At 45.4% G+C, this 24934-nt stretch carries 25 protein-coding genes and 1 other RNA gene; 13 read left to right on the top strand and 13 right to left on the bottom strand.

Features of this window, described 5'->3' with window-relative positions; translation table 11 throughout:
• Positions 1-117: 117 nt before the first annotated feature.
• Entirely contained in the window at positions 118-1272 is a 1155-nt protein-coding gene (metK, locus tag OQJ86_RS17785; RefSeq protein ID WP_038868143.1) for a methionine adenosyltransferase, read from the bottom strand.
• A gap of 367 nt (positions 1273-1639) precedes the next feature.
• Here metK and tkt point away from each other — a divergent pair, with 367 nt between their 5' ends.
• The gene (tkt, locus tag OQJ86_RS17780; RefSeq protein WP_265988801.1) at positions 1640-3634 is read left to right on the top strand and encodes a transketolase; all 1995 of its coding nucleotides are present in this window, start codon (positions 1640-1642) and stop codon (positions 3632-3634) included.
• Positions 3635-3684: 50 nt separating this feature from the next.
• On the opposite strand, the gene OQJ86_RS17775 is transcribed toward tkt, so the two are convergent.
• On the bottom strand, positions 3685-3921 hold the full coding sequence (locus OQJ86_RS17775) for a hypothetical protein (RefSeq protein ID WP_042602349.1): 237 nt from the start codon (positions 3919-3921) through the stop codon (positions 3685-3687).
• 199 nt (positions 3922-4120) lie between these two features.
• Here OQJ86_RS17775 and epd point away from each other — a divergent pair, with 199 nt between their 5' ends.
• The 4 genes from epd (at position 4121) to mscS (ending at position 9027) form a co-directional block, all read left to right on the top strand.
• The gene (gene epd / locus OQJ86_RS17770; RefSeq protein WP_038870338.1) at positions 4121-5158 is read left to right on the top strand and encodes an erythrose-4-phosphate dehydrogenase; all 1038 of its coding nucleotides are present in this window, start codon (positions 4121-4123) and stop codon (positions 5156-5158) included.
• 153 nt (positions 5159-5311) lie between these two features.
• Entirely contained in the window at positions 5312-6472 is a 1161-nt protein-coding gene (locus OQJ86_RS17765) for a phosphoglycerate kinase (protein WP_038870336.1), read from the top strand.
• A 153-nt stretch (positions 6473-6625) separates the two neighbouring features.
• Positions 6626-7702: a class II fructose-bisphosphate aldolase gene (fbaA, locus tag OQJ86_RS17760; protein WP_038870335.1), complete on the top strand. Its 1077-nt coding sequence runs from the start codon at positions 6626-6628 to the stop codon at positions 7700-7702.
• A gap of 458 nt (positions 7703-8160) precedes the next feature.
• Complete coding sequence (mscS, locus tag OQJ86_RS17755) at positions 8161-9027, top strand: small-conductance mechanosensitive channel MscS (RefSeq protein ID WP_038870334.1); 867 nt, start codon at positions 8161-8163, stop codon at positions 9025-9027.
• A 63-nt stretch (positions 9028-9090) separates the two neighbouring features.
• Here the strand turns inward: mscS and OQJ86_RS17750 are convergent, their stop codons facing one another.
• Together OQJ86_RS17750 and OQJ86_RS17745 are read right to left on the bottom strand one after the other, a co-directional pair.
• Entirely contained in the window at positions 9091-9573 is a 483-nt protein-coding gene (locus OQJ86_RS17750; RefSeq protein WP_038870332.1) for a YbaK/EbsC family protein, read from the bottom strand.
• Positions 9574-9597: 24 nt separating this feature from the next.
• Positions 9598-10227 (bottom strand): LysE/ArgO family amino acid transporter, encoded by a 630-nt coding sequence (locus OQJ86_RS17745; protein ID WP_039976408.1) that lies wholly within the window; start codon positions 10225-10227, stop codon positions 9598-9600.
• A gap of 140 nt (positions 10228-10367) precedes the next feature.
• Between OQJ86_RS17745 and OQJ86_RS17740 the strand changes: the two genes are divergently transcribed.
• On the top strand, positions 10368-11264 hold the full coding sequence (locus OQJ86_RS17740) for a LysR family transcriptional regulator ArgP (protein ID WP_038870328.1): 897 nt from the start codon (positions 10368-10370) through the stop codon (positions 11262-11264).
• 257 nt (positions 11265-11521) lie between these two features.
• Positions 11522-12217 (top strand): oxidative stress defense protein, encoded by a 696-nt coding sequence (locus OQJ86_RS17735; RefSeq protein WP_038870326.1) that lies wholly within the window; start codon positions 11522-11524, stop codon positions 12215-12217.
• A gap of 76 nt (positions 12218-12293) precedes the next feature.
• On the opposite strand, the gene serA is transcribed toward OQJ86_RS17735, so the two are convergent.
• From serA to OQJ86_RS17710, 5 genes are all read right to left on the bottom strand, one after another.
• Positions 12294-13523 carry a phosphoglycerate dehydrogenase gene (serA, locus tag OQJ86_RS17730; protein ID WP_038870325.1) on the bottom strand — a complete coding sequence of 410 codons (1230 nt, stop codon included), beginning with the start codon at positions 13521-13523 and terminating at the stop codon, positions 12294-12296.
• 259 nt (positions 13524-13782) lie between these two features.
• Positions 13783-14439 (bottom strand): ribose-5-phosphate isomerase RpiA, encoded by a 657-nt coding sequence (gene rpiA / locus OQJ86_RS17725; RefSeq protein WP_038870323.1) that lies wholly within the window; start codon positions 14437-14439, stop codon positions 13783-13785.
• A gap of 58 nt (positions 14440-14497) precedes the next feature.
• Entirely contained in the window at positions 14498-15091 is a 594-nt protein-coding gene (locus OQJ86_RS17720; protein WP_042605408.1) for a 5-formyltetrahydrofolate cyclo-ligase, read from the bottom strand.
• Between the two features lie 5 nt (positions 15092-15096).
• Positions 15097-15281, bottom strand: a non-coding RNA gene (gene ssrS, locus OQJ86_RS17715) — 6S RNA.
• 8 nt (positions 15282-15289) lie between these two features.
• Positions 15290-15598 (bottom strand): cell division protein ZapA, encoded by a 309-nt coding sequence (locus OQJ86_RS17710; protein WP_038870320.1) that lies wholly within the window; start codon positions 15596-15598, stop codon positions 15290-15292.
• Positions 15599-15847: 249 nt separating this feature from the next.
• Between OQJ86_RS17710 and OQJ86_RS17705 the strand changes: the two genes are divergently transcribed.
• The 3 genes from OQJ86_RS17705 to OQJ86_RS17695 are packed head-to-tail and all read left to right on the top strand — an operon-like array spanning position 15848 to position 18880.
• Positions 15848-16426, top strand: a complete 579-nt coding sequence (locus OQJ86_RS17705) for a YecA family protein (RefSeq protein WP_038870319.1) — start codon at positions 15848-15850, stop codon at positions 16424-16426.
• A gap of 39 nt (positions 16427-16465) precedes the next feature.
• A complete protein-coding gene (ubiH, locus tag OQJ86_RS17700) occupies positions 16466-17644 on the top strand; it encodes a 2-octaprenyl-6-methoxyphenyl hydroxylase (protein ID WP_038870317.1) in 1179 nt (392 codons plus the stop codon).
• Positions 17645-17671: 27 nt separating this feature from the next.
• Positions 17672-18880, top strand: a complete 1209-nt coding sequence (locus OQJ86_RS17695) for an FAD-dependent 2-octaprenylphenol hydroxylase (RefSeq protein WP_265988788.1) — start codon at positions 17672-17674, stop codon at positions 18878-18880.
• Between the two features lie 76 nt (positions 18881-18956).
• On the opposite strand, the gene OQJ86_RS17690 is transcribed toward OQJ86_RS17695, so the two are convergent.
• From OQJ86_RS17690 to ygfZ, 3 genes are all read right to left on the bottom strand, one after another.
• Positions 18957-19163, bottom strand: coding sequence for a DUF1107 domain-containing protein (locus tag OQJ86_RS17690; protein WP_038881174.1), 207 nt, complete (start codon positions 19161-19163; stop codon positions 18957-18959).
• Between the two features lie 661 nt (positions 19164-19824).
• The gene (locus OQJ86_RS17685; RefSeq protein ID WP_038870314.1) at positions 19825-20298 is read right to left on the bottom strand and encodes an aminoacyl-tRNA deacylase; all 474 of its coding nucleotides are present in this window, start codon (positions 20296-20298) and stop codon (positions 19825-19827) included.
• Complete coding sequence (gene ygfZ / locus OQJ86_RS17680; protein ID WP_265988784.1) at positions 20291-21259, bottom strand: tRNA-modifying protein YgfZ; 969 nt, start codon at positions 21257-21259, stop codon at positions 20291-20293. Before ygfZ ends, OQJ86_RS17685 begins: the two co-directional genes overlap by 8 nt.
• 236 nt (positions 21260-21495) lie before the next feature.
• Here ygfZ and OQJ86_RS17675 point away from each other — a divergent pair, with 236 nt between their 5' ends.
• The gene (locus OQJ86_RS17675) at positions 21496-21756 is read left to right on the top strand and encodes a succinate dehydrogenase assembly factor 2 (protein WP_038870312.1); all 261 of its coding nucleotides are present in this window, start codon (positions 21496-21498) and stop codon (positions 21754-21756) included.
• A 154-nt stretch (positions 21757-21910) separates the two neighbouring features.
• Positions 21911-22144, top strand: coding sequence for a hypothetical protein (locus OQJ86_RS26615; RefSeq protein ID WP_039976429.1), 234 nt, complete (start codon positions 21911-21913; stop codon positions 22142-22144).
• A gap of 35 nt (positions 22145-22179) precedes the next feature.
• On the opposite strand, the gene nadB is transcribed toward OQJ86_RS26615, so the two are convergent.
• Positions 22180-23787, bottom strand: a complete 1608-nt coding sequence (gene nadB / locus OQJ86_RS17665; protein ID WP_038881183.1) for an L-aspartate oxidase — start codon at positions 23785-23787, stop codon at positions 22180-22182.
• A 555-nt stretch (positions 23788-24342) separates the two neighbouring features.
• Here nadB and rpoE point away from each other — a divergent pair.
• Positions 24343-24921: an RNA polymerase sigma factor RpoE gene (gene rpoE, locus OQJ86_RS17660; protein ID WP_005436461.1), complete on the top strand. Its 579-nt coding sequence runs from the start codon at positions 24343-24345 to the stop codon at positions 24919-24921.
• Positions 24922-24934: the final 13 nt, after the last annotated feature.

Raw genomic sequence — 24934 nt, 5'->3', positions numbered from 1 at the left:
ACATATGGTTCACCTCGTTCTGAGAGCCTACTCTAAGCGTAGGGCTTGAGAGTGAGGCGGACCATATAATTAGCCCCCGCCAAAGGCGAGGGCTTTATCGATTCTTGTGTGGCTCGATTACTTGATGCCAGCGAAATCGCGTAGGATAGCTGCTTTATCTGTAGCTTCCCATGGGAACTCTTCGCGACCGAAGTGACCGTATGCTGCTGTCTGCTTGTAGATAGGTTGAAGCAGGTTAAGCATTTCTTGTAGGCCGTATGGACGTAGGTCGAAGTTTTGACGAACCGCTTCAATGATAATGTCGTGTGATACTTTCTCAGTACCGAACGTTTCAACCATGATAGACGTTGGATCAGCAACACCGATAGCGTATGAAAGTTGGATTTCACAACGGTCAGCCATGCCAGCTGCTACGATGTTTTTCGCTACGTAACGTGCCGCGTAAGCTGCTGAGCGGTCTACTTTCGATGGATCTTTACCTGAGAATGCACCACCACCGTGACGAGCTGCACCGCCGTAAGTATCTACGATGATTTTACGACCAGTTAGACCACAGTCACCCATTGGACCACCGATAACGAAACGACCGGTTGGGTTGATGAAGAAGTTAGTGTCTTTAGTGATCCACTCTGAAGGCAATACTGGCTTGATGATCTCTTCCATTACTGCTTCACGTAGGTCTGGTGTTGTTACTGAATCACAGTGCTGAGTCGAAAGAACAACCGCATCAATACCAACAATCTTACCTTGGTCGTATTGGAACGTTACTTGAGATTTCGCATCTGGACGAAGGAAGTCTAGTTTACCGCTCTTACGAACTTCAGCTTGCTTCTTAACAAGTAGGTGAGAGTAAGTAATTGGAGCTGGCATTAGGATTTCAGTTTCGTTTGTTGCGTAACCGAACATGATGCCTTGGTCGCCGGCGCCTTGCTCTTTAGGGTCTGCTTTATCAACACCTTGGTTGATGTCTGGAGACTGCTTACCGATGGTGTTTAGAACCGCACACGAGTTCGCGTCGAAGCCCATATCAGAGTGAACGTAACCAATTTCACGAACAGTTTCACGAGTGATTTCTTCAATATCAACCCATGCTGACGTTGTTACTTCACCGCCAACCATAACCATGCCGGTTTTAACGTAAGTCTCACAAGCAACACGTGCTTTTGGGTCTTGCTCAAGAATTGCATCAAGAACTGCGTCAGAGATTTGGTCTGCGATTTTATCTGGATGACCTTCTGATACCGACTCAGAAGTGAACAGGTGCTTAGCCATGATAGCTCCAATCTTAAGGTTTACTCATGGCCAACTAACGCAAGCTTGCCACGAAAAATACAATACAGTTTGTAGGTGTTTCTACATCTAGACGTCTATTTTAAATTGCCGTGTTCGAATTACAAGTTCTTTTTCCAATCCAATTCATCTGACTTATTACCCAATCGTTTGCTTGAAGGATGATGAATTTATAGAAAAATGCAGACAATCAGCGAAAAGATTGAGTTAAAACCTCAAAAATGGTGAGTAAAACGTTTGCAGTCAGAATTTGGCTCTGAGAGAATATTGCGGCGCTTTTATCCCTTCTTAGTAAGATAAAAGCGCCCACATTCCTTTATCAATTCGCTTAATGCACTCAGGAGCAGACATGTCTTCTCGTAAACATCTGGCAAATGCAATCCGCGCTCTTAGCATGGATGGTGTTCAACAAGCTAACTCTGGCCACCCAGGCGCACCTATGGGTATGGCTGATATCGCTGAAGTTCTTTGGCGTTCTCACCTAAACCACAACCCAGCTAACCCAGAGTGGGCAGACCGCGACCGTTTCGTGCTGTCTAACGGCCACGGCTCTATGCTTATTTACTCTCTACTGCACCTGAGCGGTTACGAGCTGTCTATCGACGATCTTAAAAACTTCCGTCAGCTTCACTCTAAGACTCCTGGTCACCCAGAGTACGGCTACGCACCAGGTATCGAAACAACGACTGGTCCTCTAGGTCAAGGCATCACCAACGCGGTTGGTATGGCAATGGCTGAGAAAGCGCTAGCGGCACAGTTCAATAAAGAAGGTCACGACATCGTTGACCACTTTACTTACGTGTTCATGGGCGATGGCTGTCTAATGGAAGGTATCTCGCACGAGGCTTGTTCTCTTGCTGGTACACTAGGCCTTGGCAAACTGATCGCATTCTGGGATGACAACGGCATTTCTATCGACGGTCACGTAGAAGGTTGGTTCTCTGATGACACTCCTAAGCGTTTTGAATCTTACGGTTGGCACGTTATCCCTGCTGTAGATGGTCACGATTCTGAAGCGATCAATGCTGCTATTGAAGCGGCAAAAGCAGACCCTCGTCCTACGTTGATCTGTACTAAAACCATCATCGGTTTTGGTTCTCCAAACAAATCAGGTTCACACGACTGTCACGGTGCGCCACTAGGTGCAGACGAAATCGCAGCAGCACGTGAGTTCCTAGGTTGGGAACACCCAGCATTTGAAATTCCAGCAGACGTATACGCTGAGTGGGATGCAAAACCAGCAGGTTCTGAGAAAGAAGCAGCTTGGAATGCGAAGTTTGAAGCATACGCAGCGGCTTACCCAGCAGAAGCGGCAGAGCTTAAACGTCGTTTAAACGGCGAACTTCCTGCAGAGTGGGAAGAAAAAGCGAGCCAAATTATTGTGGATCTTCAATCTAATCCAGCGAACATTGCATCACGTAAAGCATCTCAAAATGCTCTAGAAGCGTTTGGTCAAATGCTTCCAGAATTCATGGGCGGCTCTGCTGACCTAGCGCCTTCTAACCTAACCATGTGGTCAGGTTCTAAGTCTCTAGAAGCGAACGACTTCTCTGGTAACTACATCCACTACGGTGTACGTGAATTCGGTATGACTGCGATCATGAACGGTATCGCGCTACACGGTGGTTTCGTTCCTTACGGCGCAACATTCCTAATGTTTATGGAATACGCTCGTAACGCTATGCGTATGGCTGCTCTGATGAAAGTTCAGAACATCCAAGTTTACACGCACGACTCTATCGGCCTTGGCGAAGATGGCCCAACTCACCAACCGGTTGAGCAAATGGCTTCACTACGTCTGACTCCAAACATGAGTACATGGCGTCCATGTGACCAAGTTGAATCTGCAGTAGCATGGAAACTGGCGATTGAGCGTAAAGATGCGCCAACTGCACTTATCTTCTCTCGTCAAAACCTAGCGCAACAAGATCGTGATGCTGCGCAAGTTGCGAACATCGCAAAAGGTGCTTACATCCTGAAAGACAGCGATGGTAAGCCTGAGCTAATCCTAATCGCGACAGGTTCTGAAGTTGAGCTAGTAGTGAAAGCTGCTGAGCAACTAACGGCTGAAGGTAAGAAAGTACGCGTTGTTTCAATGCCATCAACAGATGCATTCGACAAGCAAGACGCTGCTTACCGTGAATCTGTACTACCATCAGACGTAACGGCACGTATCGCGGTAGAAGCGGGCATTGCTGACTTCTGGTACAAGTACGTTGGTTTCGACGGCCGCATCATAGGTATGACAACCTTCGGTGAGTCTGCGCCGGCTGACCAGCTGTTTGAAATGTTTGGTTTCACTGTAGAAAACGTAGTGAACACAGCACAAGAATTGCTAGCGTAATTTCACGTTATAAATGAAAAACCGAGCGTTAATGCTCGGTTTTTTTGTACCTATTCAAATTCTTTTCCCCAGTTGTCTCTCTCCTTGTGCCCACATTCCTTACAAGTGACATAGCGATCCATATCGTAATAGTGACCGCCATTTAGCAAGGTATGAGCCCAAAGTTTTAACGTTCCAAGAATCGATTTATCCGTATCATAACGACTTGGCTTGCGGACCAGCACTTCAGAGTGTGGTGTTTCTTTATTGCATCGCTGACAAAAGTGAGCAGCGGGAAAACCTGACATACGCATTTCCTTTTGATGATCAAACAAGGAGTTAAAGTGCCAAGTGAAATACGCGAGGTCAGAAATGAATATATTGGCAATGTGAATGTATCGTGAAGTGAAAAGATAGTTTACCGCGAGTGAGATCACTTACTTAATGCGTTCTGCCTTCGTATCAGGTACTATCTGTGACACGAATTTTTGGTGAGGCGAGGGAGAAATGCTAAAGGTTGCGATCAATGGATTTGGACGTATCGGTCGTAATGTACTGCGGGCAGTATATGAGAGCGGTAAACATCAACAAATTAAGGTTGTCGCTGTCAATGAGCTTGCACAACCGGAAGCAATGGCCCATCTTCTGCAATATGACACTAGTCATGGCCGCTTCGGAAAGAAAATCTCTCACGATCAAGAGCATCTTTATGTTCATCATGACAGTGGTGAATATGACCCCATTCGAATCCTTCACCTCGCTGAAATCGACCTGTTGCCATGGCGCGATCTAGAGGTCGATATTGTCTTAGACTGCACTGGCGTATTTGGCTCACAAGCGGATGGTTTAGCTCATATTGAAGCAGGTGCAGAGAAAGTCCTGTTTTCTCACCCTGGTGCAAATGACCTCGACAACACCATCATTTATGGCGTGAACCATGAAACGCTAAAAGGCGAGCATCGCATTGTTTCTAATGGCTCGTGTACGACGAATTGTATCGTTCCTATCATTAAAGTCTTGGATGAAGCCTTTGGCATTGAGTCGGGCACCATTACTACTATCCATTCATCAATGAACGATCAGCAGGTGATTGACGCTTATCATAATGATTTACGTCGTACTCGTGCTGCCAGCCAATCCATCATTCCTGTCGATACTAAGTTGCATAAGGGAATTGAAAGAATCTTCCCGAAATTTTCCAACAAATTCGAAGCCATTTCGGTTCGAGTTCCGACAGTTAACGTCACCGCGATGGATTTAAGTGTCACAATTAGTACAAATGTGAAAGTTAATGACGTAAATCAAACCATTGTTAACGCATCTCAGTGTACATTACGTAACATTGTTGACTATACTGAATCGCCGCTCGTTTCCATCGACTTTAACCATGATCCCCACAGTGCCATTGTGGATGGAACTCAGACTCGAGTGAGCAACGGGCAACTCGTAAAAATGCTTGTTTGGTGCGATAACGAATGGGGCTTTGCTAACCGGATGCTGGATACCGCTTTAGCAATGCAAGCTTCTTCACAAGTGGAGCCTTAATGGTGAGGAAGCGATGGAGAAATTTTTTATTTTAAGCCTTGAAATAAATCTGACGTATCTCCATATCAATAACCAGTTTGAAGAATTAACGGGCTTGGCAGGATTGCCGAGTTTTTAAAAACTTTAATTATTTAATATTTGAGAGGACACATCATGTCTGTAATCAAGATGACTGACCTGGATCTTGCAGGTAAACGTGTATTTATCCGTGCTGACCTAAACGTGCCAGTAAAAGACGGTAAAGTAACTTCTGATGCACGTATCATCGCATCTCTTCCAACTATCAAGCACTGTCTAGAAGCAGGCGCTAAAGTAATGGTTACTTCTCACCTAGGTCGCCCAACTGAAGGTGAATACGCTGAAGAGTTCTCTCTACAACCAGTAGTTAACTACCTAAACGACGCACTAGATTGCGAAGTTAAACTAGCGAAAGATTACCTAAACGGTCTAGAACTAAACGCTGGTGAGCTAGTTGTTCTTGAAAACGTTCGCTTTAACAAAGGCGAGAAGAAAAACGAAGAAGAACTGTCTAAGCAATACGCTGCTCTATGTGACATCTTCGTAATGGACGCATTCGGTACCGCTCACCGTGCACAAGCATCTACTCACGGTGTAGGCATGCACGCAGACGTAGCATGTGCGGGTCCTCTACTAGCTAACGAACTAGAAGCACTAGGTAAAGCAATGGACAAGCCTGCTCGTCCAATGGTTGCTATCGTAGGTGGTTCAAAAGTTTCTACTAAGCTAACGGTTCTTGAGTCTCTATCTAAAATCGCTGACCAACTAGTTGTTGGTGGTGGTATTGCTAACACATTCATCGCAGCTGCTGGCCACAACGTTGGTAAGTCTCTATACGAAGCAGACCTAGTTGAAACAGCTAAGAAGCTAATGGACGAGTGTGCAATTCCAGTAGCAACTGACGTTGCATGTGCGAAAGCATTCGACGAGAACGCAGAAGCTGAAATCAAGCACGTTTCTGAAGTACAAGACGACGACATGATCTTCGACCTTGGTCCAGATTCAACTGCTGAACTAGCAGAAATTTTGAAGAACGCTAAGACTATCCTATGGAACGGTCCAGTAGGCGTATTCGAATTCAAGAACTTTGAAGCTGGTACTAAAGGTATCTCTGACGCTATCGCATCTTCTGAAGGCTTCTCTGTTGCTGGTGGTGGTGACACGCTAGCGGCTATCGACAAGTTCGGTATCAAAGCTGACGTATCTTACATCTCTACTGGCGGCGGCGCTTTCCTTGAGTTCGTAGAAGGTAAAGTTCTTCCAGCAGTTGAAATGCTAGAAGCACGCGCTAAGTAATATTCAGTAAAGCGGGACTCCTCTCCCGCTTTCTTGTTTGCTGCAACGCGAGAGGAACTCTGCTAAAATAGCCTCAGTTGTGAGCAAACGTTTGCAAGATTTTCAATTTAACAAGTTTTGTTTATAAAACGACAGATAAATAGGATTACATCCATGTCTAAGATCTTCGACTTCGTAAAACCAGGTGTTATCTCTGGCGATGACGTTCAGAAAGTATTTGAAGTAGCAAAAGAGAACAAATTTGCTCTTCCAGCAGTTAACGTTGTTAACACTGACTCAATCAACGGTGTTCTAGAAGCTGCAGCGAAAGTTAAAGCTCCTGTTGTTGTTCAGTTCTCAAACGGCGGTGCTGGTTTCTTCGCTGGTAAAGGTGTGAAACTTGAAGGTCAAGGTGCACAAATCCTTGGCGCTGTAGCAGGTGCAAAATACGTACACGCAGTTGCTGAATCTTACGGCGTTCCAGTAATCCTTCACACTGACCATGCTGCTAAGAAATTGCTTCCATGGATCGACGGTCTGCTAGACGCTGGTGAAGAGTTCTTCGCTCAAACTGGTAAACCACTATTCTCTTCTCACATGATCGACCTTTCTGAAGAGTCTCTAGAAGAGAACATCGAAATCTCTGGCAAATACCTAGCTCGCATGGCGAAAATGGGTATGACTCTAGAGATCGAACTAGGTTGTACTGGTGGTGAAGAAGACGGCGTTGATAACTCTCACATGGACGCATCAGAGCTTTACACTTCTCCAGAAGACGTTGCTTACGCATACGAGAAACTAAACGCTATTAGCCCACGTTTCACTATTGCAGCATCTTTCGGTAACGTACACGGTGTTTACCAAGCAGGTAACGTTGTACTAACTCCAACTATCCTACGTGACTCTCAAGCATACTGTGCAGAGAAGTTCGGTATTGCACCAAACGCTCTAAACTTCGTGTTCCACGGTGGTTCAGGTTCATCTGAAGCTGAAATCCAAGAGTCTATCGGCTACGGTGTTATCAAAATGAACATCGATACTGATACACAGTGGGCAACTTGGGATGGTATCCGTACTTACTCTGCAGAAAACTTTGATTACCTGCAAGGTCAAATCGGTAACCCAACTGGCGAATCTGCGCCAAACAAGAAGTACTACGATCCACGCGTATGGCTGCGTGCTGGTCAAGCTTCAATGGTAGCTCGTCTAGAGAAAGCATTCTCTGACCTAAACGCAATCGACGTACTATAATTCGTCTTATTTGAGTTTCTAAAAACCCGCTCTTCGAGCGGGTTTTTTTATGTCTAATCAATGAGACAGCGACCATTCTCTTTCTTTTAGCAATTGATAACTCAATCAACTGCTATATGATCACCGCACTTCATATCCCTTCAGTTTTGGCGCAAATTTCGAAACCCAGCGCATTTCCGCACCAAGTGGCATAAAAGCAATTAAAAAGTGTGGCGAAATGTAAATCCATTGCGTACTCTGTAACATGCCAATATCGGAAAATTCTGATAAAGCTTTGTTTTGTAGGTCTTTGCGAAACTCTGACTTTGCAAAATTTCAGTTTTGAGATATTGTGCCAAAAATCTGACACTGTTCAGGAAAACAATAGGGATGTTGTTGTGAATAAGAACCTATAAAAAACAAGGTTCATAAGTTAACGGCAATTAGATTTTTATATCTTTATTTTGAGGATACGAATTATGGCAGGTGAATCGATGGGTATCGATACCTCTTTAACGGATGGTTTGAGCAAAGCGGAAACGTGGCTAAATAACAACTCAGATCTTCTTATTCAGTACGGTGTAAACATCATTTCTGCACTGCTGATCCTATTTATCGGTAACATTATCGTTAAAGCGGTAGCAAACAGCGTTTCAAAAGTGCTTGAAAAGAAACAAATGGACAAAGCGGTTGTTGAGTTTGTCAACGGTCTAGTTCGTTACCTTCTATTTGTTATTGTATTGATTGCGGCACTAGGTCGTGTAGGTGTTCAAACTGCATCTGTAGTTGCGGTAATTGGTGCGGCTGGTCTTGCTGTTGGTCTTGCTCTACAAGGCTCACTATCTAACTTTGCTGCTGGCGTGCTAATCGTTGCATTCCGTCCATTTAAGTCTGGTGACTATGTGGAAATCGGTGGTGTAGCTGGTAGTGTTGAAGCAATTCAAATCTTCCAAACTGTACTAAAGACACCTGACAACAAAATGGTTGTTGTGCCGAACTCATCAGTTATCGGCGGCGCAATCACTAACTACTCTCGCCACGCTACGCGTCGTGTAGACCTAGTTATCGGTGTTTCTTACAGCGCTGATCTTAAGCAAACTAAGCAAGTTATCCGTGACGTGCTAGAAAAAGATGAGCGTATCCTGAAAGATCCTGCAATCCAAATCGGTGTCCTAGCACTAGCAGACTCTTCAGTGAACTTCGTGGTTCGTCCATGGTGTAAAACGTCTGATTACTGGGATGTTTACTTCGATTCAACTCAAGCAATCAAAGAAGCGTTGGACGAAGCAGGCATCGAAATTCCATTCCCACAAATGGATGTTCATTTGAACAAAGTAGAAGCTTAATCCCTTCGATTGAGAACATGAAAAAGCGAGGCAATGGCCTCGCTTTTTTTATATCCGGATTTTCTAAAGTTCTAACAGAGTGTTACTGCCAGCGAGGAGCAGACGTTTAAGTTCGCTACCTGCAAAGCCAAAGGTTAATTCGGGTAAACCTGGCGTATAAAGCAACTCATCATGCTGGTAGAGTGCCGTGTCGACGATAATGGTGACATGCTCAGGTAAGCCAATAGGACAAACTGCGCCAGGTACACAACCTAGCTGCTCAATCATTTCATCGTCGCTGCAAATAGAAGGCCTTTTACCAGTCATAATTTTGATTTGTTTGGAGTCTAAACGAGAGTCTTTGTCAGTCAGGTATACTGCGTAACCTTGTCCTTTTAGCTTGAGAAAAAGGCTCTTAGTATGAGTGCCAGTCCAGCCGAGTTGTGCGGCAACTTTGACATCGGTTTCGAAGTCGAGAATGGCTTCATGTTGCCACTCTCGAAAGGGGATGGAGAGCGCGTTGAATCGCTCTCGATTGATTTGATGGATTTTTTCCAGTGACTCCATGTCGTGTTTCTTTCCTATTTATCTTTACCAGTATTTGGTGACTAACTCATTCGCAAGTACAAAAGCGATAGTAAACATCATAGTAGCAACCGCAATATCGATGCCTTTTTTCACTTTTGGTTTTGAGAGCGTTGGCCCCAATTTTGCCGCACCTAATGAGAGCGTGTAGAACCATACAAAGGAAGCCATGATGGTGCCCATAGCGAATGCGATGCGATCATTGCCTTCAAACTGACCACCAATTGAACCTAAGATCACTACGGTATCTAAGTACAGGTGCGGGTTCAACACTGTGACGGCAAGTGCGCCAAGAATTACGGTGCGACGGCCTCGTGCGACGACTTCACCATTCGATTCAGAGGCGTTTGCTGCTTTGAATGCACTTTTTAGTGACAGTAAACCGTAAACACTTAAGAAGGCAATACCACCTAAAGTGACTGAGGTAAGTAGGATTTCATTTTGCGAGAGAATCGCGCCGCCACCAAAAATACCGAGCGAGATAAAAATCATATCTAGGATGCTACAGATGGTCGCAGTCGTTAGATGATGTTGACGCTTAATGCCTTGGTTAAGTACATACGCATTTTGCGCACCGATTGGAATGATCATGGTCGCACCTAAACCGAATCCTTGTAATAACACCCAAAAGCTCACAACACACCTCAACATTAGTAATAGAACAATAGAGGAGGGGAAGATAAAGCTTTTCATTAAATAAGTATAATTAATGATTTTAATATATTATTAGCGTTACTTATTTAGTGCTGTTGGCGTTTATTAGGGAGGAAAAACACGTGCGAGGATTGGATTATAAATGGATAGAAGCGTTAGATGCGGTAGTTCATCAGGGCAGTTTTGACCGAGCTGCTGAGCACCTTTTTGTTTCGCAATCAGCCATTTCCCAACGTATCAAACAGCTTGAGAAGTACCTTGCCCAACCGGTACTTATACGTGAGCAACCGCCAAAGCCAACCCCAATTGGTAAGAAGCTACTCGGGCTTTATCGTCGCGTCAGGTTGCTTGAGCATGAAATCCTTCCTGAGCTAAAAAACGACACCACAACTCGCCCCGTTCAGCTCTCACTCGCGACTAATGCCGACAGCTTAGCAACGTGGTTACTACCGGCTTTACAAGATGTGATGAAGCATCGCCAAGTTGAACTTAAGTTGACGATCTACGGAGAATCACGATCGATTGAAAAGCTCAGAAGTGGTGAGGTAGCAGGGGCTATAAGTTTAGAATCACAAGCCATACCGAGTTGTCGAGCGGATTACCTAGGGCGCATCGATTATGTTTGTGTCGCTAACCCTGAGTTCTATCAGCGCTATTTTACCGAAGGCGTGAACAATCAAACGTTAGCTAAAGCACCAGCGGTTTCCTACGATCAGTACGATGATCTGCATAAGAAGTTTTTAACGGAGCACTTCAACGTCAGACCGGATAGTGTCATCCATCACAACATTAGTAGTTCTGAAGCTTTCCTCAAAATGGCGTTAGCTGGAGTCGCTTATTGCTTGATTCCTCGACTACAGATCACCGATGAACTGGAGAAAGGGGAGCTTATCGATATTACACCTGGCTTTTTGATGTCTTATCGCATTTATTGGCATCACTGGCAGTTGGAAACTGGAGTGCTGCAAGAGATATCGCAAGCAATTGTGAGTTACGCTCAAAAACACTTACCGCAATAAGTTCCCACTTCGCTCGCGTTTTGAGTCGAAATTACCATGAAGTTACACAGTCAAAGTTGTGTTAGAAGTCGCTTAAGGTGCTTGGATAATTGCCAGAAGTTTCTATGATGAGTCTATATACACTCCTGTTCATTGCTGTTTTATCTATTTGCGAATTCAAGACAGCAACTTATCTGCCATGGCTTTCATCGAGTCTATCGCCTTGAACTCAGGCAACTGGAGTGATCTTAGTCTTTCAATACGGATGGATTTGTCGAATGAAACTGTCTTCATGTTTACTTGCTTCAGCCCTAAGCCTTACTAGTATTTCTGTGTTTGCGAATGATGTGCCGAATTTTGCCCATTTATCAACCACTGGCTACGGTGAAGTTGTCGCGACGCCAGATATGGCGGCTTTTTCTGTAAAGGTTGTTGATACGACCATGACGGCAGAACAGGCGAAGCAATCTGTCGATAATACGGTTGATGAGTTTCTTAAGAGCTTAGCTGATGCCGGTTTGTCGAAAGACAATATTACTAGCTCAAATCTGTACCTTGCTCCTCAGTACCACTATCCTAAATCGGGTAAAGCGGAACTTGTGGGTTATCGAGCTTCACGCAGTATTGATGTGACTGTGAGTGATTTGGCGAACTTGAATGAGTACTTGGATATGGCGCTAAAGGCGGGCATCAACCAAGTTGACAACATTCAGCTTAAAGTAAGCAACCAATCTGAGTACCAACAAAAAGCACGCATGGCAGCGATTAAAGATGCACAAAGCAAAGCGGCTTCTTTAGCGACAGGTTTTGATAAGAAGTTAGGTGATGTGTGGCAGATTAACTACAACCAAATGCACGCACGCCCAGTATTGATGCGCTCTGTGGCGATGGATGCAAGAGAGAGTTCAAATAGCTATCAAGATTCAACGTTGGTGATTCGTGACCAAGTGGACGTCGTATACAGGCTTAAATAGTACAGATAACATTACGATTCATAGAATGAGAAAAGGCAGGGAAGTCCCTGCCTTTTTTGTATTTGCAAGTCAGTGATCAGTGAAGGATTCGGGCACGAATGGTGCCTTCGATGCCTTTTAATTTAACTAATGCTTCTGCTGCGCGAGAGGTTTCTACGTCAATCACTACGTAGCCGATCTCAGCTGCGGTTTGTAGGTACTGGCCGGCGATGTTGATGCCGTCTTCTGCGAAAATGGTGTTGATTTGCGTCAGGATACCAGGACGGTTTTTGTGGATGTGGAGTAGACGTGAACATTCACGATGCTCTGGCAGTGATACTTCTGGGAAGTTCACGCTCGACAGTGTTGAACCATTGTCTGAGTACTTCGCCAACTTACCCGCAACTTCTACACCAATGTTTTCTTGTGCTTCTTGTGTTGAGCCACCGACGTGTGGCGTTAGGATAACGTTGTCGAACTTCTGTAGTGGAGACTCAAACGCATCGGCGTTGGTTTTTGGCTCTACAGGGAATACGTCGATAGCTGCTCCAGAAATATGGCCTGATTCTAGGCTGTGGCATAGAGCCGGAATATCAACAACAGTACCGCGCGCCGCATTGATAAAGATAGCGCCCGGCTTCATGCGCGCGAACTCTTCCTCACCCATCATGTTCTTGGTTTCTGGCGTCTCTGGTACGTGCAAAGAAACGACGTCACATTTATTTAGTAACTCACTCATGGTGAGCACTTGTGTCGCATTACCTAGAGACAGTTTGTTTTCAATGTCGTAGTAGTAAACACGCATGCCTAGGTTTTCGGCAATGATACCTAATTGCGTACCAATGTGACCGTAACCAATGATGCCCAGACGTTTCCCGCGAGCTTCGTAAGAACTGTCTGCACTCTTTTTCCAAATGCCACGGTGCGCGAGTGCGTTCTTTTCTGGAATGCCACGAAGAAGCAACAGGATTTGACCTAGAACCAACTCTGCAACGCTGCGCGTGTTTGAGAAAGGTGCGTTGAATACAGGGATACCACGCACCGAAGCAGCGTTGAGGTCTACTTGGTTGGTACCAATACAAAAACAGCCAATCGCAACTAGCTTGTTCGCCGCATTGATCACGTCTTTCGATAGGTTTGTTCGGGAGCGGATACCGATGAAGTGTACGTCTTTTACTGCTTCAATCAGTTCTTCCTCAGAAAGGGAACCTTTGTGATATTCAATGTTGCTGTAGCCAGCTGCTTGAAGAACTTCAACTGAAGAAGGGTGGAGTCCCTCTAGCAAGAGGATCTTAATCTTTTCTTTTTCCAGTGAAACTTTGGCCATTTTTCTCGTCCTTAAAATGGAAAGGTGGGCTAATGTGGCGCACATAAAGCAAAACCATTAAAAAGGGGATAATTAACAGTTTTGTTGGAAGACAAACGTTTCCCTGTGCGTCTTCTGTTCAATAAAGTAACAAAAAATTTTTGCTTTGGGTAAGAAAATTACGGAATAAGGCATGCTTTTCTTAGAAAAAGAAAGAAAAAACGGCGCCCTAGGGCGCCGTCTGTAATGAAATAACAGAAAATTTAAGTCAACTAGTGACTTATTCTTCTATTTTTGCACCTTCTGGTGTGCCAGTGATAACCACATCTGCACCACGGTGAGCGAATAGACCCACAGTCACAACACCCGCGATGCCGTTGATCTTATCTTCCATCTCTTTTGGGTTAGTGATTTGCATGTTGTGTACGTCTAGGATCACGTTGCCGTTGTCCGTCGTTACGCCTTCACGGTATGCAGGGTCACCACCTAGTTTTACCAATTGACGAGCTACGTAAGAGCGTGCCATTGGGATAACTTCTACAGGAAGTGGGAATTGGCCCAGTACGTCAACTGCTTTTGTGCCGTCAACGATACATACGAATTTGTCTGAAATCGCTGCAACGATTTTTTCACGAGTCAATGCAGCACCGCCGCCTTTGATCATATCGCGTGTTGCATTGATTTCATCTGCACCATCAACGTAGACATCTAGCTTCACTACGTCGTTACACTCGAATACTTCAATACCAAGCTCTTTTAGGCGCTCAGTAGAAGCAATAGAGCTAGACACTGCACCTTTGATATCGTCTTTGATACTGCCTAGGGCATCGATGAAGTGATTCACGGTAGAGCCAGTACCAACACCGACAATGCTGTCTTTCTCAACATATTTAAGTGCTGCCCAACCAGCCGCTTTCTTCATTTCATCTTGAGTCATGCCAATCTCCTGAATAGATGTTCGTTAACGTTTGCGGCGTGATTATAGCGGGTAAGTTCTACTTTTCCCATTGCCAGATCTGGCTTGGAGTCACGATCTTAGGTAATGGGATGTCCCAACTCTCTGTTGGAAGGCGTTCGACATGCTGACAATCATGAGCAATGCCGATTGGCTTGGCGCCCTCGCCAGTACTAAACCAGCGTGAGAGTGTCCTGTCATAGTAGCCTCCGCCCATACCTAAGCGATGGCCGATACTGTCAAAACCAACTAATGGTGTGCAGATCAGGTCGAGATCTCGAACGGGCTTTAGGTAGGTGATATCGAGTTTGGGTTCTAAGATTCCATACTTATTAAACACCAACTGGTCATCGTTTACGTAATGAAGAAACAACAATTGGCCTTGCGAGAATGGGTGAATCACCGGTAGGTAAATCGACTTACCTTGTTGCCATAGCCACTCAATTAACGGTTTTGTATCGAGCTCTCCGTCGGCGGAAAGATAAATGGCGATGTGATCTGAAACTTGGATTTCTGGCAACTGTGAAAACTGTTTAATTAGATCGAGCCCTGCTTGAAACTGAGTATCACTGCACAGGCCGTTACGTTTTTCACGGATGAGTTTACGGAATTCTTGTCGAGATAGGTTTGACATAGAGAGGATACCCCAGGGTGCCGTTGAGGATTGTGGCCCTTGAACCAGCTGGTTCAAGGCGGATCAGCAATGATAACCGTAGGCTTCTCGGTGCATGCCAAGCTTGCTCAATAGCTATCAAGTACTAACCCTTCGGTATTGCTTATCGGCTCAGGGACTTAAATCCAACTGACGAACACCCCAGGGTAAATTTGGTATCTACTGCTGTCCTTGCGTTACATTCTTAAGTGCGTTCTCTAGCGACGCAGTGAGCTTTTCCATTCGCTCCGTAATTTCTTGTTGCTGACCGTTTGATTCGTATGACTTGGTATGCAATTCATGACAAATATTTAATGCAGCAAAAGTCAGTAGCTGAATTTCATTGGTTACCTTAGTACGGTCTGTCATCTCTTTCAATCGACGATCGAGATCTTTAGCCGCTGTAATCAGTGACTCTTCTTGACCCGGTGGACAATTCACTCGTGTCATTTTTCCAAGGATTTCAACGTCGACCGCTTGATTGCTCATGATGAATAAACTCTATATTCGCGCTATCTAAGGTATTGCTTTGTACAACTACCGAGGAGGAAACTATAGGAAAACCGCTATTAAGATTCAAGCATTTCCCACCCTAGATAGAAAAATGGTGAAGTGATCACACAGGAATTGGACAAATTGAGTAAATGCTGTCCAAATTTGAATTTGATAGCCGTTTCAGCCGAGTAGGCTTGATGGTAGGATAGAACGATACATTATTACGCAAGAATGAGCCCAGTTATGAGTGAAATCACCCTTCCAGAATATCAATCTATTGCTGTTGAACTTAAATCCGCAAGCATTGCAGTGACGCCTGCTGAGTTACACGGGTTACTTGTCGGCATGCTAAGTGGTGGATTGGCGATTAACGATCAAACCTGGCAACCAATTTTGTTTGATTACACCAATGATGGCATGGGGTGGCCAACTACTGCACTGGCTTTTGCACAAAGCATTTTTAAAGTGACGGTAAATGAGTTGACAGGCACCTCGATGGAATTGTCTCTGTTGTTGCCTGATGAGCCAGGTGAAGAAGGCTTGTTCGCATTGGCTGATGGCCTATCTGATTTCGTTAACCATTTTATCTCAGGTTTGGGATTAGCTGGTATCGCCATGAATAAAGCGTCTGACGATGTGAAAGAGGCGTTAGCAGATCTTGAAGAGATCGCTAAGTTAGGCATTGATGAAGATGACGACCTAGGTGAGCAAGCTCAATTGCTAGAGCAAGTAATCGAACACGTCAAAGCATGCGTATTAACTATTCATGCCGAGTTTGGCGCTCGTCCTGAAAGCAACGATAGTAAACCGACGATTCACTGATCGTCAGTACCATTAATTGAATAGTTTCTAGAGGTTAGCATGAGGCAATATGACGTTGTAATTGCTGGTGGAGCCATGGCGGGAGCCACACTTGCTTTAGCGATAGATCGCTTATCGAAAGGACAACTTCGTGTTGCCGTTGTTGAACCGTTTAAAGCGCAATCTAATGAGCACCCTGGTTTTGACTCTCGTTCCATTGCCTTATCCTACGGGACCGTCAACACCTTACGCCATTTGCAGTTGTGGGCGGCGGTTGAGCCTTTTGCAACTCCAATAGAGCACATTCATGTGTCCGATCGTTCTCATGCGGGGATGACTGAGATTACCAAGCACGAAGTTGGTGTTGAAGCACTTGGTTACGTAGTGGAACTCGCCGATGTTGGTCGCGTCTATCAAGAGCTCTTAGATAAGAGTGAGGCGATCAGTCTGTTTTGCCCGGATTCGGTCGTGAACATCGAGCGTGAGCAAAACAAAGCACACATTGAGCTGACGAGCGGTGAGAAGCTGGAAGCTAAGTTGCTCGTTGCTGCCGATGGCGCAGTATCGCAATGCTGTCAGCAAATCGGTTTAGAGTTGTCTGAGCATGATTTTGACCAAGTGGCAGTGATTGCGAATATCGTGACGCAAGAGCCTCATCAAGGTCGCGCTTTTGAACGCTTTACCGAGAATGGCCCAGTCGCACTGCTGCCGATGAGTGACAACCGCATGTCGTTGGTGTGGTGCCTGCGTCCTGAAGAAGCGCAGACCGTGGTGAACTTATCTGACGCGGAGTTCCTTGAGCGTTTGCAGAACGATTTTGGTTGGCGTTTAGGTGCGATGCAGAAAGTCGGACAACGCGCGAGCTATCCGCTTCTTCTGCGTCATCGTAAGCAGAACATTTCGCACCGCTTTGCTATTGTCGGCAATGCCGCACAAACGCTTCACCCGATTGCTGGGCAAGGCTTCAACCTTGGTATTCGTGATGTGGCATCGTTAGCGGAAGAGGTTGTTAAGCAAACTGAAGACGCGGGTCGTTACCAAGGCTTAATGCGATTTAGCCAGCGCCGTGAAGATGATCGCAGCGAAACAATTTGGCTAACTAGCTCTCTCGTGCATATTTTTTCAAATGATTTACCGGCGATGCGAATTGGGCGTAACCTCGCTCTCGCAACGATGGATAACCTTTCTACTTTTAAGCAGCCGCTGCTACGCCACACGCTTGGTCTAGTGAAACGATAAACGGCAACGAATTAGGTAACAAAAGCAATGATGCAAAGTGTAGATATCGCCATCATCGGCGGTGGTATGGTTGGATTGGCGTTGGCTGCCGCTTTTAAAGACAGTGACCTACGTGTTGCTGTTATTGAAGGCTCTGTGCCGGACGATACGTTGAGTGAACTACCGGACGTTCGTGTATCAGCGCTAAGTCGCTCTAGTGAAACGATGTTGCGTAAACTCGGAGCTTGGCAAGGTATCGAGCAACGTCGTGCTTCTCCGTATTATGCAATGGAGGTATGGGAGCAAGACAGCTTTGCTAACATCGCGTTTGATGCGCAAAACATGGCTCAGCCAGATCTTGGCCATATTGTTGAAAATCGCGTAATTCAATTGGCGTTGCTAGAGCAAGTTCAAAAGCTGGATAACGTGACGCTGTTTATGCCTGCACGTTGTGCAACGTTAGCGGTTGGTGAGCAAGAAAGTTGGCTCACGCTAGACAATGGTCAGGCCATGACTGCTAAGTTGGTTGTTGGCGCCGATGGTGCAAACTCTTGGCTGCGTAATCAAATGGATATCCCACTAACGCATTGGGATTACGGCCATAGTGCGCTTGTCGCGAACGTGAAAACCGCTGATCCACACAACAGCGTTGCGCGTCAGATCTTTACACCGCAAGGTCCATTGGCTTTCCTTCCGATGTCTGAACCGCACATGTGTTCGATTGTTTGGTCTACCGAACCAAATCGTGCCGAGCAACTGCTGGCGATGAATGAGCAAGAGTTCAATAAGGCATTAACTAGCGAATTTGATGTGCGTTTAGGTTTGTGTGAAGTAGTTGGTGAACGTGCGGCGTTCCCGCTTAAGATGCGTTATGCGCGTGACTTTGTGGTTGAACGCGTGGCGTTAGTTGGCGATGCAGCACACACCATTCATCCACTAGCAGGGCAGGGTGTGAACCTTGGTTTATTGGATGCTGCGAGCTTAGCGCAAGAAGTGTTGGCGCTTTGGAAGCAAGGGCAGGACATTGGCACCAAACGTAACCTGCGCGGTTACGAGCGTTGGCGTAAAGCGGAAGCTGCGAAGATGATTGCTGCGATGCAAGGCTTCCGTGACCTGTTCTCTGGTGAGAATCCTGCTAAAAAGCTGGTACGTGGAATTGGTTTGAGTTTAGCTAGCCAGCTACCAGGAGCAAAAGACGAGATAATGAAACGCGCATTGGGTTTGAAAGGCAATTTGCCGGAACTTGCGCGTCAATAACGAGCTTATTGCTCGACGAATAGAAGACACAAAAAAGGCTGGTTAATCCAGCCTTTCCTTTACATCGATGTTGTCGCTAAGCGTATGCGCATCTGAGCTTCATAATCTCTTGGTTAATTTCTTTAACCGCTTGAAAGTGGCGTCTTTCCGCTTTCTCTGGCAGCATTAATTTTCCATTATCAAACTCAAATTTACCGACTCCGTAAATATAAATTCTTCCTTTAAAAAGACGACTTATGTGTTTAGCAATCATACCTGGTGTATAGCGCTTAAACAGTCTCATATTTACTTTTCCTTATCTCTTACCTAGCTCAGTTATCTTACGTTTTTGGCGTAAAAATTATTGTGACAGCAATGGTATTAAGTACAGATGAGTTGTATCGCTTTAGAGATTTGTGCTGCCATAGACAAATTGACAGGGTCATATCTCAAATAGCGTGAGGATTACCTCAAAAAAACACTAGCGAAGGAACCGTTCCTTATCTCCTTCTGTTGTTACGTGGTGCATTAAGCAACTGTTTTGTTACAGAATTAAGAATAGAAGGAAAATAATTGTTTGCTAAATGTTTTTACTCAATTGATTGCATTTTTATCGTTTTGCCGGATTAAGGGCTTAATACATGGCTTTCATCGAGTTAGAGGGAAGAGGCGCAGAAAAGTTCCGTATAAAAAAAAGCCCGCTTCGGCGGGCGAATAGTCACAGATGCATTACACAAAAGTGGACGACTGACTGTGTGGCAGAGGCCAATTCAGTCAGCAGTTTCACTTTATGTTGATTAAGTCGTTGTTGAAAACTTAACCAACAAATTCAGCATATACGAGTTTATTACGCGTGACTATTTATGTTTCAAGAATGATTAAAAATTCCACTTTGTATGTTGGGAGATATGAGTGAGATCACGTAGGTGTGAGAAAGCCTGCATGTTATTACATTTTTACGAAGGTTAACGGCAGATATCGGCCAAGGTTGGTTGGCACAATTGCAGTAAATCATCGATAGATAATGCTAATCCAGCCATACGATCACCACTGCTGATAGTGATTTCTTTTTCTTCAAGCAAACTTGGGTCAAATACGATCGGCATGTAGCGTTTTAAGAGTAGTGGCGTGACAGTACCAATCTTGTATCCGGTAATCGCTTCTACGTCGGCTTGATCAACACACGTCATGCGACGGCACTGCAGTAATGCGCGCACCTTCTTTGGATCAACGCTACGATCACCTGGTGCACAAGCAAGCGCATATTGGTTTCCCATATCACGCAAAAGAATCGCTTTGACCATTTGAGAAGGGCGAATGCCGCGTTGTTGCGCGGCATCCTCAATGGTTGTTGCTGGCCTTTGATGAGGAAGAAGGCGGTACTCGATGTTTTGGTCCGCCAAAAACTGCATCAAAGGGGTATGAATGGTATTACTCATCGTCAAGGCTGTACGGCAGTGCTGCGATTTCCCATTCACATTCTGGTTGGTCAACCAAGCGCAGACGAGTGTCATCATCTAGGTTGTTTGGCAATACAATGAGACCCATCGCTTGGTTGTCGCTGAATTGGTAATACGTGAGCAAGGCGCCTACTGAACGCCAGTTTTCACCGACACTACGTTCCAATTCGATCGCACCTTCACCTAAGATTTCAACGGTTACACCTTTAACAATGTACATTGCACGTTTGTTGGTGCCGCGATATTTCGCGCGCGCTACAGTTTCTTGACCTGTGTAGCAGCCTTTCGTAAAGCTTATACCACCAAGCGCTTGTACGTTTAGTGCTTGTGGAATGTGTTCGTTTTGCGAGTCTGCTGCCACGTATGGCAGTGCTGCCTCAATATCGAAACGGGTCCAAAGCTCGTGGGTTGTCAGTGTTGCTTGGCTATCTTCCACTAATGATTGTGCTGCTTCTGCTGTAAGCGCAAGCAACCAGCGATTCAGAGCGACTTTGACCGCAGTGCCGCCTTCAATCGCACGCACGTCGCCAGAATCAGCATTTAGCGTTGAGATGAATGCATCTGCATTCTTACCAGCAACACCCAGTACCACGTCGCTTGACTCTTCGATGGTCACTTTTGAGAACACTGCGTACTTTTTAATTTCTTTCAGTTCCACTTCAATTGCTGATTTCGGCTGAACCATTGAGTAGCCATCGTTATGGTGGAATAGGCGGAAGACACTCCACACTTTACCTTTCGCGTCACAATGTGCTCCCAACATTGATTGGTCTTTCTCAAGAGAAACCACATCGCAGGTAACTTGACCGTGTAGGTATGACTTTTTGTCGTCCCCGACCATGGTGATCATGCCCAGGTTATCCAATAGCGAGATAGACAGCTCCGGTAGCGCGTCTTGTGTCGATAGGTTCAGTGGTGAAAAGCGAGTTTGCCATTCCATGAGTACGATGCCTTTTGAAGATATTTTTCAGCTATGTTAATTGCAGATTCGACATTTGTCAGCACTCAATATATCCACTCAATTTTAAGGTGTTTGGCTCAACTGAACGTTTGTTTATTAAATGCGATCAGGATTTGCAGTGACTTGGCTACATATTGTGACCCGCACACTAGTGGCGTAGAACATCCCTTGTTACACTCCGCACTAAGAACAAGACATCTATGAAGGAATACTGAATGTACACTGCGGAAGAAAAGGCGCGTATTAAATGGGCTTGTCGTCGTGGCATGCTTGAGCTTGACGTGGTGATTATGCCGTTTTTTGAAGAGTGCTTCGATGCACTAGGTGAGCAAGAGCAACGTGATTTTGTTTCGTTGCTAGAATGTGATGATCCAGATTTGTTTACTTGGGTCATGGGGCATGGTCGCAGCGAAAACCTTGGTCACGCTTCGATGGTTGATAAAATTGTCGCACACAACCTCAGCAAGGTTCGTTAACCTTACTGTTTCTAAATCTCTAAACGCCCAAGCGCTGCATTACTTGATTCTTTTCGGTTTAGCTTGGGCGGTTATCTTCTCTGATATTCCACTCGTCTTATCTAGTTATCTGTTACTACTGATCTATCGTTGCCATACCCAAGGTGGATTCGTCATGCCGTCAACTGTCGGGAATTGGTATTTTCATCGTGATGGAACGGTTCGAAATGACGCTCAAACTTCACTGTTATCAGGAGTCGATCTTTCCGCTTCTGTTTTCAAGGTGACGTTCAAGTTGGTATCTGGGGATAAGGTGACCGTTTGGCGAGACAGTTGTGATGATGTGTCGTATCGTCAATTGAATATGATATTGCGTCAATGGAAAATGGGAGCCGAAGCTCCCATTTGATATCGTGTCTGACTCTTTCTTATTTGGCGTCAGATTTACTTGTTTGGTGTTAGGATCGTCGGTCCACTATTCTCTTGTTGGTTTGGATAATCCAAGGTGTAGTGTAGGCCGCGGCTTTCTTTACGCTGCATCGCACAACGCACCATCAGTTCAGCTACTTGAAGTAGGTTACGCAGTTCTAGCAAGTTGTTTGAAACACGGAAGTGGCTGTAGTATTCATGCGTTTCTTGCTGAAGCATTTGAATACGGCGTAGTGCGCGTTCTAAACGTTTGTCCGTGCGAACAATGCCCATGTAATCCCACATAAACAAGCGAAGCTCATGCCAGTTATGCTGGATGATAACCTCTTCATCACTGTTGGTGACTTGGCTTTCATCCCAACAAGGTACTCGGGGTGCTAATTCGACCTTCGTGTGGTGCTTTAGGATATCTTTGGCGGCTGACCATGCGTAGACCACGCACTCAAGTAGTGAGTTTGAAGCCATGCGGTTTGCACCGTGTAGACCGGTGTAACTGACTTCGCCAATGGCATATAGATTCTTCAAGTCCGTATTGCCGTTTTGATCGACCATCACGCCACCACACGTGTAGTGTGCGGCTGGAACAATTGGGATCGGCTCTTTGGTCATATCGATGCCAAGATCCATCAAACGAGAGTAGATGGTTGGGAAGTGCTTGGTAATGAATTCCGCAGGTTTGTGGCTGATGTCTAAATACATGCAGTCTGCACCTAGGCGCTTCATTTCAAAGTCGATGGCACGTGCGACGACATCACGCGGCGCAAGTTCTTTACGCTCATCAAAATCCGGCATAAAGCGTGAGCCATCAGGGCGTCGCAGATAGGCACCTTCACCACGCAAGGCTTCTGTGAGTAGGAAGTTACGTGCTTCTGGGTGGAACAGGCAAGTAGGGTGGAATTGGTTGAATTCCATATTTGCGACACGGCAGCCTGCGCGCCAAGCAATCGCGATACCGTCACCAGAGGAAACGTCAGGGTTTGACGTATATTGGTAAACTTTGGAAGCGCCACCAGTCGCAAGAACAACAAATTTAGCGCGAACGGTTTCTACCTGTTCTTCATTTCGGTTCCAAATATAAGCGCCAATGATCTTGTTTTTGTCGCCGCCGACTTTATCTTCAGTGATTAAATCCAGAGCATTGTGACGTTCAAGAACATGAATGTTTGGGTGGCTGTGGGCGTTGTCTTGCAGTGAGGTTTGCATCGCCATACCTGTTGCATCCGCAGCATGCAAAATTCGGCGTCGACTGTGACCACCTTCGCGAGTTAAGTGGTAACGAGGTTCTTCATCAGAGTCATCGTCCTCACGATCAAACGGTACACCACCATCAATCAACCATTGCACGCATTCTTTTGAATTCTCAGCGATAAACTTAACCGTTTCTTCATCGCAAATGCCATCACCAGCAATTTGTGTATCTTCAACGTGAGACTCGATGGTGTCAGATTCATCGAAGACCGCAGCGATACCACCTTGCGCGTAAAACGTCGCGCCTTCGCTGCGTGGGCCTTTACTCAACACCATCACTTTACAGTGGTTTGCTACGCGCAAAGCTAACGACAAGCCTGCGGCGCCACTCCCTACCACTAACACATCACATTCATGTTCACGATTCGTGTTCATATTACTTTTACAATCCCAAGCTAAGGTAACAAGGCTACCTTGTGTATATTTTGCACACCATGTGCATCCATTAACGCGACATCCGTCGCTAAGGGCTAAGTTGGGAGGTATCTAAATCACCGCAACTCTGGTGACTTGTGCCACTCTTATTTTTGCATGTCGATGACATGCGCATGCTTCCTGAGTTTTATTTTAAACGCGTTGTTCAGATAGCCATTAGCCGTGCCAACAAAAAGTAATAGTTTGTCAATGCCATTGCTTTTCTAGGCTCTACCCAGCACAATCTGGGACAGAGATCATCCATTATACCCATTTCCCCATCACTATGCTCGCTTGTCAAAACGAGACGTAATTCAGACGTGGTGAGGGATTTGGCTAGTGACATCACACTGTGAAAAAACAATGACAAAAAATTTGAGAAACCATGGAACTTTCTCATTCACGTCGGAGTCACAATAGTGCTCAAGTAAGCAGTGGTGTCAATACTACGTTTTGCATAATTAGTACCCATATCTGAGAAGAGTAGGGGCATAACAAATAGGAGTATCCGCTCGAATGAACGAGCAGCTGACCGATCAAGTATTGATTGAGCGAGTTCAGAATGGAGATAAGCAAGCATTCAACCTGCTGGTAACGAAGTATCAGAACAAGGTATGTAATCTTATTTCCAGATACGTAAGTAATCCTGGCGATGTTCCAGATGTAGCACAAGAAGCGTTTATCAAGGCTTACCGAGCTATCCCTAGCTTTCGCGGGGAGAGTGCGTTTTACACTTGGCTGTATCGCATTGCAGTGAATACTGCGAAGAATCATATCGTTGCTCAGGGTCGTAGACCGCCTGCGACGGACGTTGATGCTGAAGATGCTGAATTTTACGAAACAGGTAATGCATTGAAAGAAATTTCGAACCCTGAGAACTTAACGTTGTCCAAAGAATTGCAACGGGTAGTGTTCAGCGCAATCGAAGCCTTACCTGAAGATTTAAAAACGGCAATGACTCTGCGTGAGCTTGATGGCTTAAGCTATGAGGAAATTGCTGAAGTAATGGATTGCCCGGTGGGAACGGTACGATCACGTATCTTCCGTGCTCGTGAGGCGGTGGAAAAGAAAATCAAACCTCTTTTACAGCGCTAGTACAAGTGATAAC

Source organism: Vibrio sp. Sgm 5, assembly GCF_026241575.1.
GTDB lineage: Bacteria > Pseudomonadota > Gammaproteobacteria > Enterobacterales > Vibrionaceae > Vibrio > Vibrio jasicida.
This window is presented reverse-complemented; position numbering and strand designations above follow the sequence as displayed.

Bases quoted from the DNA above. Each gene is read 5' to 3' on its own strand.
- OQJ86_RS17685 (WP_038870314.1), bottom strand. From the start codon at position 20,298: ATGAGTAATACCATTCATACCCCTTTGATGCAGTTTTTGGCGGACCAA.
- OQJ86_RS17675 (WP_038870312.1), top strand. From the start codon at position 21,496: ATGTACACTGCGGAAGAAAAGGCGCGTATTAAATGGGCTTGTCGTCGT.
- OQJ86_RS17720 (WP_042605408.1), bottom strand. From the start codon at position 15,091: ATGTCAAACCTATCTCGACAAGAATTCCGTAAACTCATCCGTGAAAAA.
- rpoE (WP_005436461.1), top strand. From the start codon at position 24,343: ATGAACGAGCAGCTGACCGATCAAGTATTGATTGAGCGAGTTCAGAAT.
- OQJ86_RS17705 (WP_038870319.1), top strand. From the start codon at position 15,848: ATGAGTGAAATCACCCTTCCAGAATATCAATCTATTGCTGTTGAACTT.
- ubiH (WP_038870317.1), top strand. From the start codon at position 16,466: ATGAGGCAATATGACGTTGTAATTGCTGGTGGAGCCATGGCGGGAGCC.
- OQJ86_RS17750 (WP_038870332.1), bottom strand. From the start codon at position 9,573: ATGGAGTCACTGGAAAAAATCCATCAAATCAATCGAGAGCGATTCAAC.
- fbaA (WP_038870335.1), top strand. From the start codon at position 6,626: ATGTCTAAGATCTTCGACTTCGTAAAACCAGGTGTTATCTCTGGCGAT.
- metK (WP_038868143.1), bottom strand. From the start codon at position 1,272: ATGGCTAAGCACCTGTTCACTTCTGAGTCGGTATCAGAAGGTCATCCA.
- tkt (WP_265988801.1), top strand. From the start codon at position 1,640: ATGTCTTCTCGTAAACATCTGGCAAATGCAATCCGCGCTCTTAGCATG.
- OQJ86_RS17695 (WP_265988788.1), top strand. From the start codon at position 17,672: ATGATGCAAAGTGTAGATATCGCCATCATCGGCGGTGGTATGGTTGGA.
- rpiA (WP_038870323.1), bottom strand. From the start codon at position 14,439: ATGACTCAAGATGAAATGAAGAAAGCGGCTGGTTGGGCAGCACTTAAA.
- OQJ86_RS17735 (WP_038870326.1), top strand. From the start codon at position 11,522: ATGAAACTGTCTTCATGTTTACTTGCTTCAGCCCTAAGCCTTACTAGT.
- serA (WP_038870325.1), bottom strand. From the start codon at position 13,523: ATGGCCAAAGTTTCACTGGAAAAAGAAAAGATTAAGATCCTCTTGCTA.
- OQJ86_RS26615 (WP_039976429.1), top strand. From the start codon at position 21,911: ATGCCGTCAACTGTCGGGAATTGGTATTTTCATCGTGATGGAACGGTT.
- OQJ86_RS17765 (WP_038870336.1), top strand. From the start codon at position 5,312: ATGTCTGTAATCAAGATGACTGACCTGGATCTTGCAGGTAAACGTGTA.
- epd (WP_038870338.1), top strand. From the start codon at position 4,121: ATGCTAAAGGTTGCGATCAATGGATTTGGACGTATCGGTCGTAATGTA.
- OQJ86_RS17775 (WP_042602349.1), bottom strand. From the start codon at position 3,921: ATGTCAGGTTTTCCCGCTGCTCACTTTTGTCAGCGATGCAATAAAGAA.
- OQJ86_RS17710 (WP_038870320.1), bottom strand. From the start codon at position 15,598: ATGAGCAATCAAGCGGTCGACGTTGAAATCCTTGGAAAAATGACACGA.
- mscS (WP_038870334.1), top strand. From the start codon at position 8,161: ATGGCAGGTGAATCGATGGGTATCGATACCTCTTTAACGGATGGTTTG.
- ygfZ (WP_265988784.1), bottom strand. From the start codon at position 21,259: ATGGAATGGCAAACTCGCTTTTCACCACTGAACCTATCGACACAAGAC.
- OQJ86_RS17690 (WP_038881174.1), bottom strand. From the start codon at position 19,163: ATGAGACTGTTTAAGCGCTATACACCAGGTATGATTGCTAAACACATA.
- nadB (WP_038881183.1), bottom strand. From the start codon at position 23,787: ATGAACACGAATCGTGAACATGAATGTGATGTGTTAGTGGTAGGGAGT.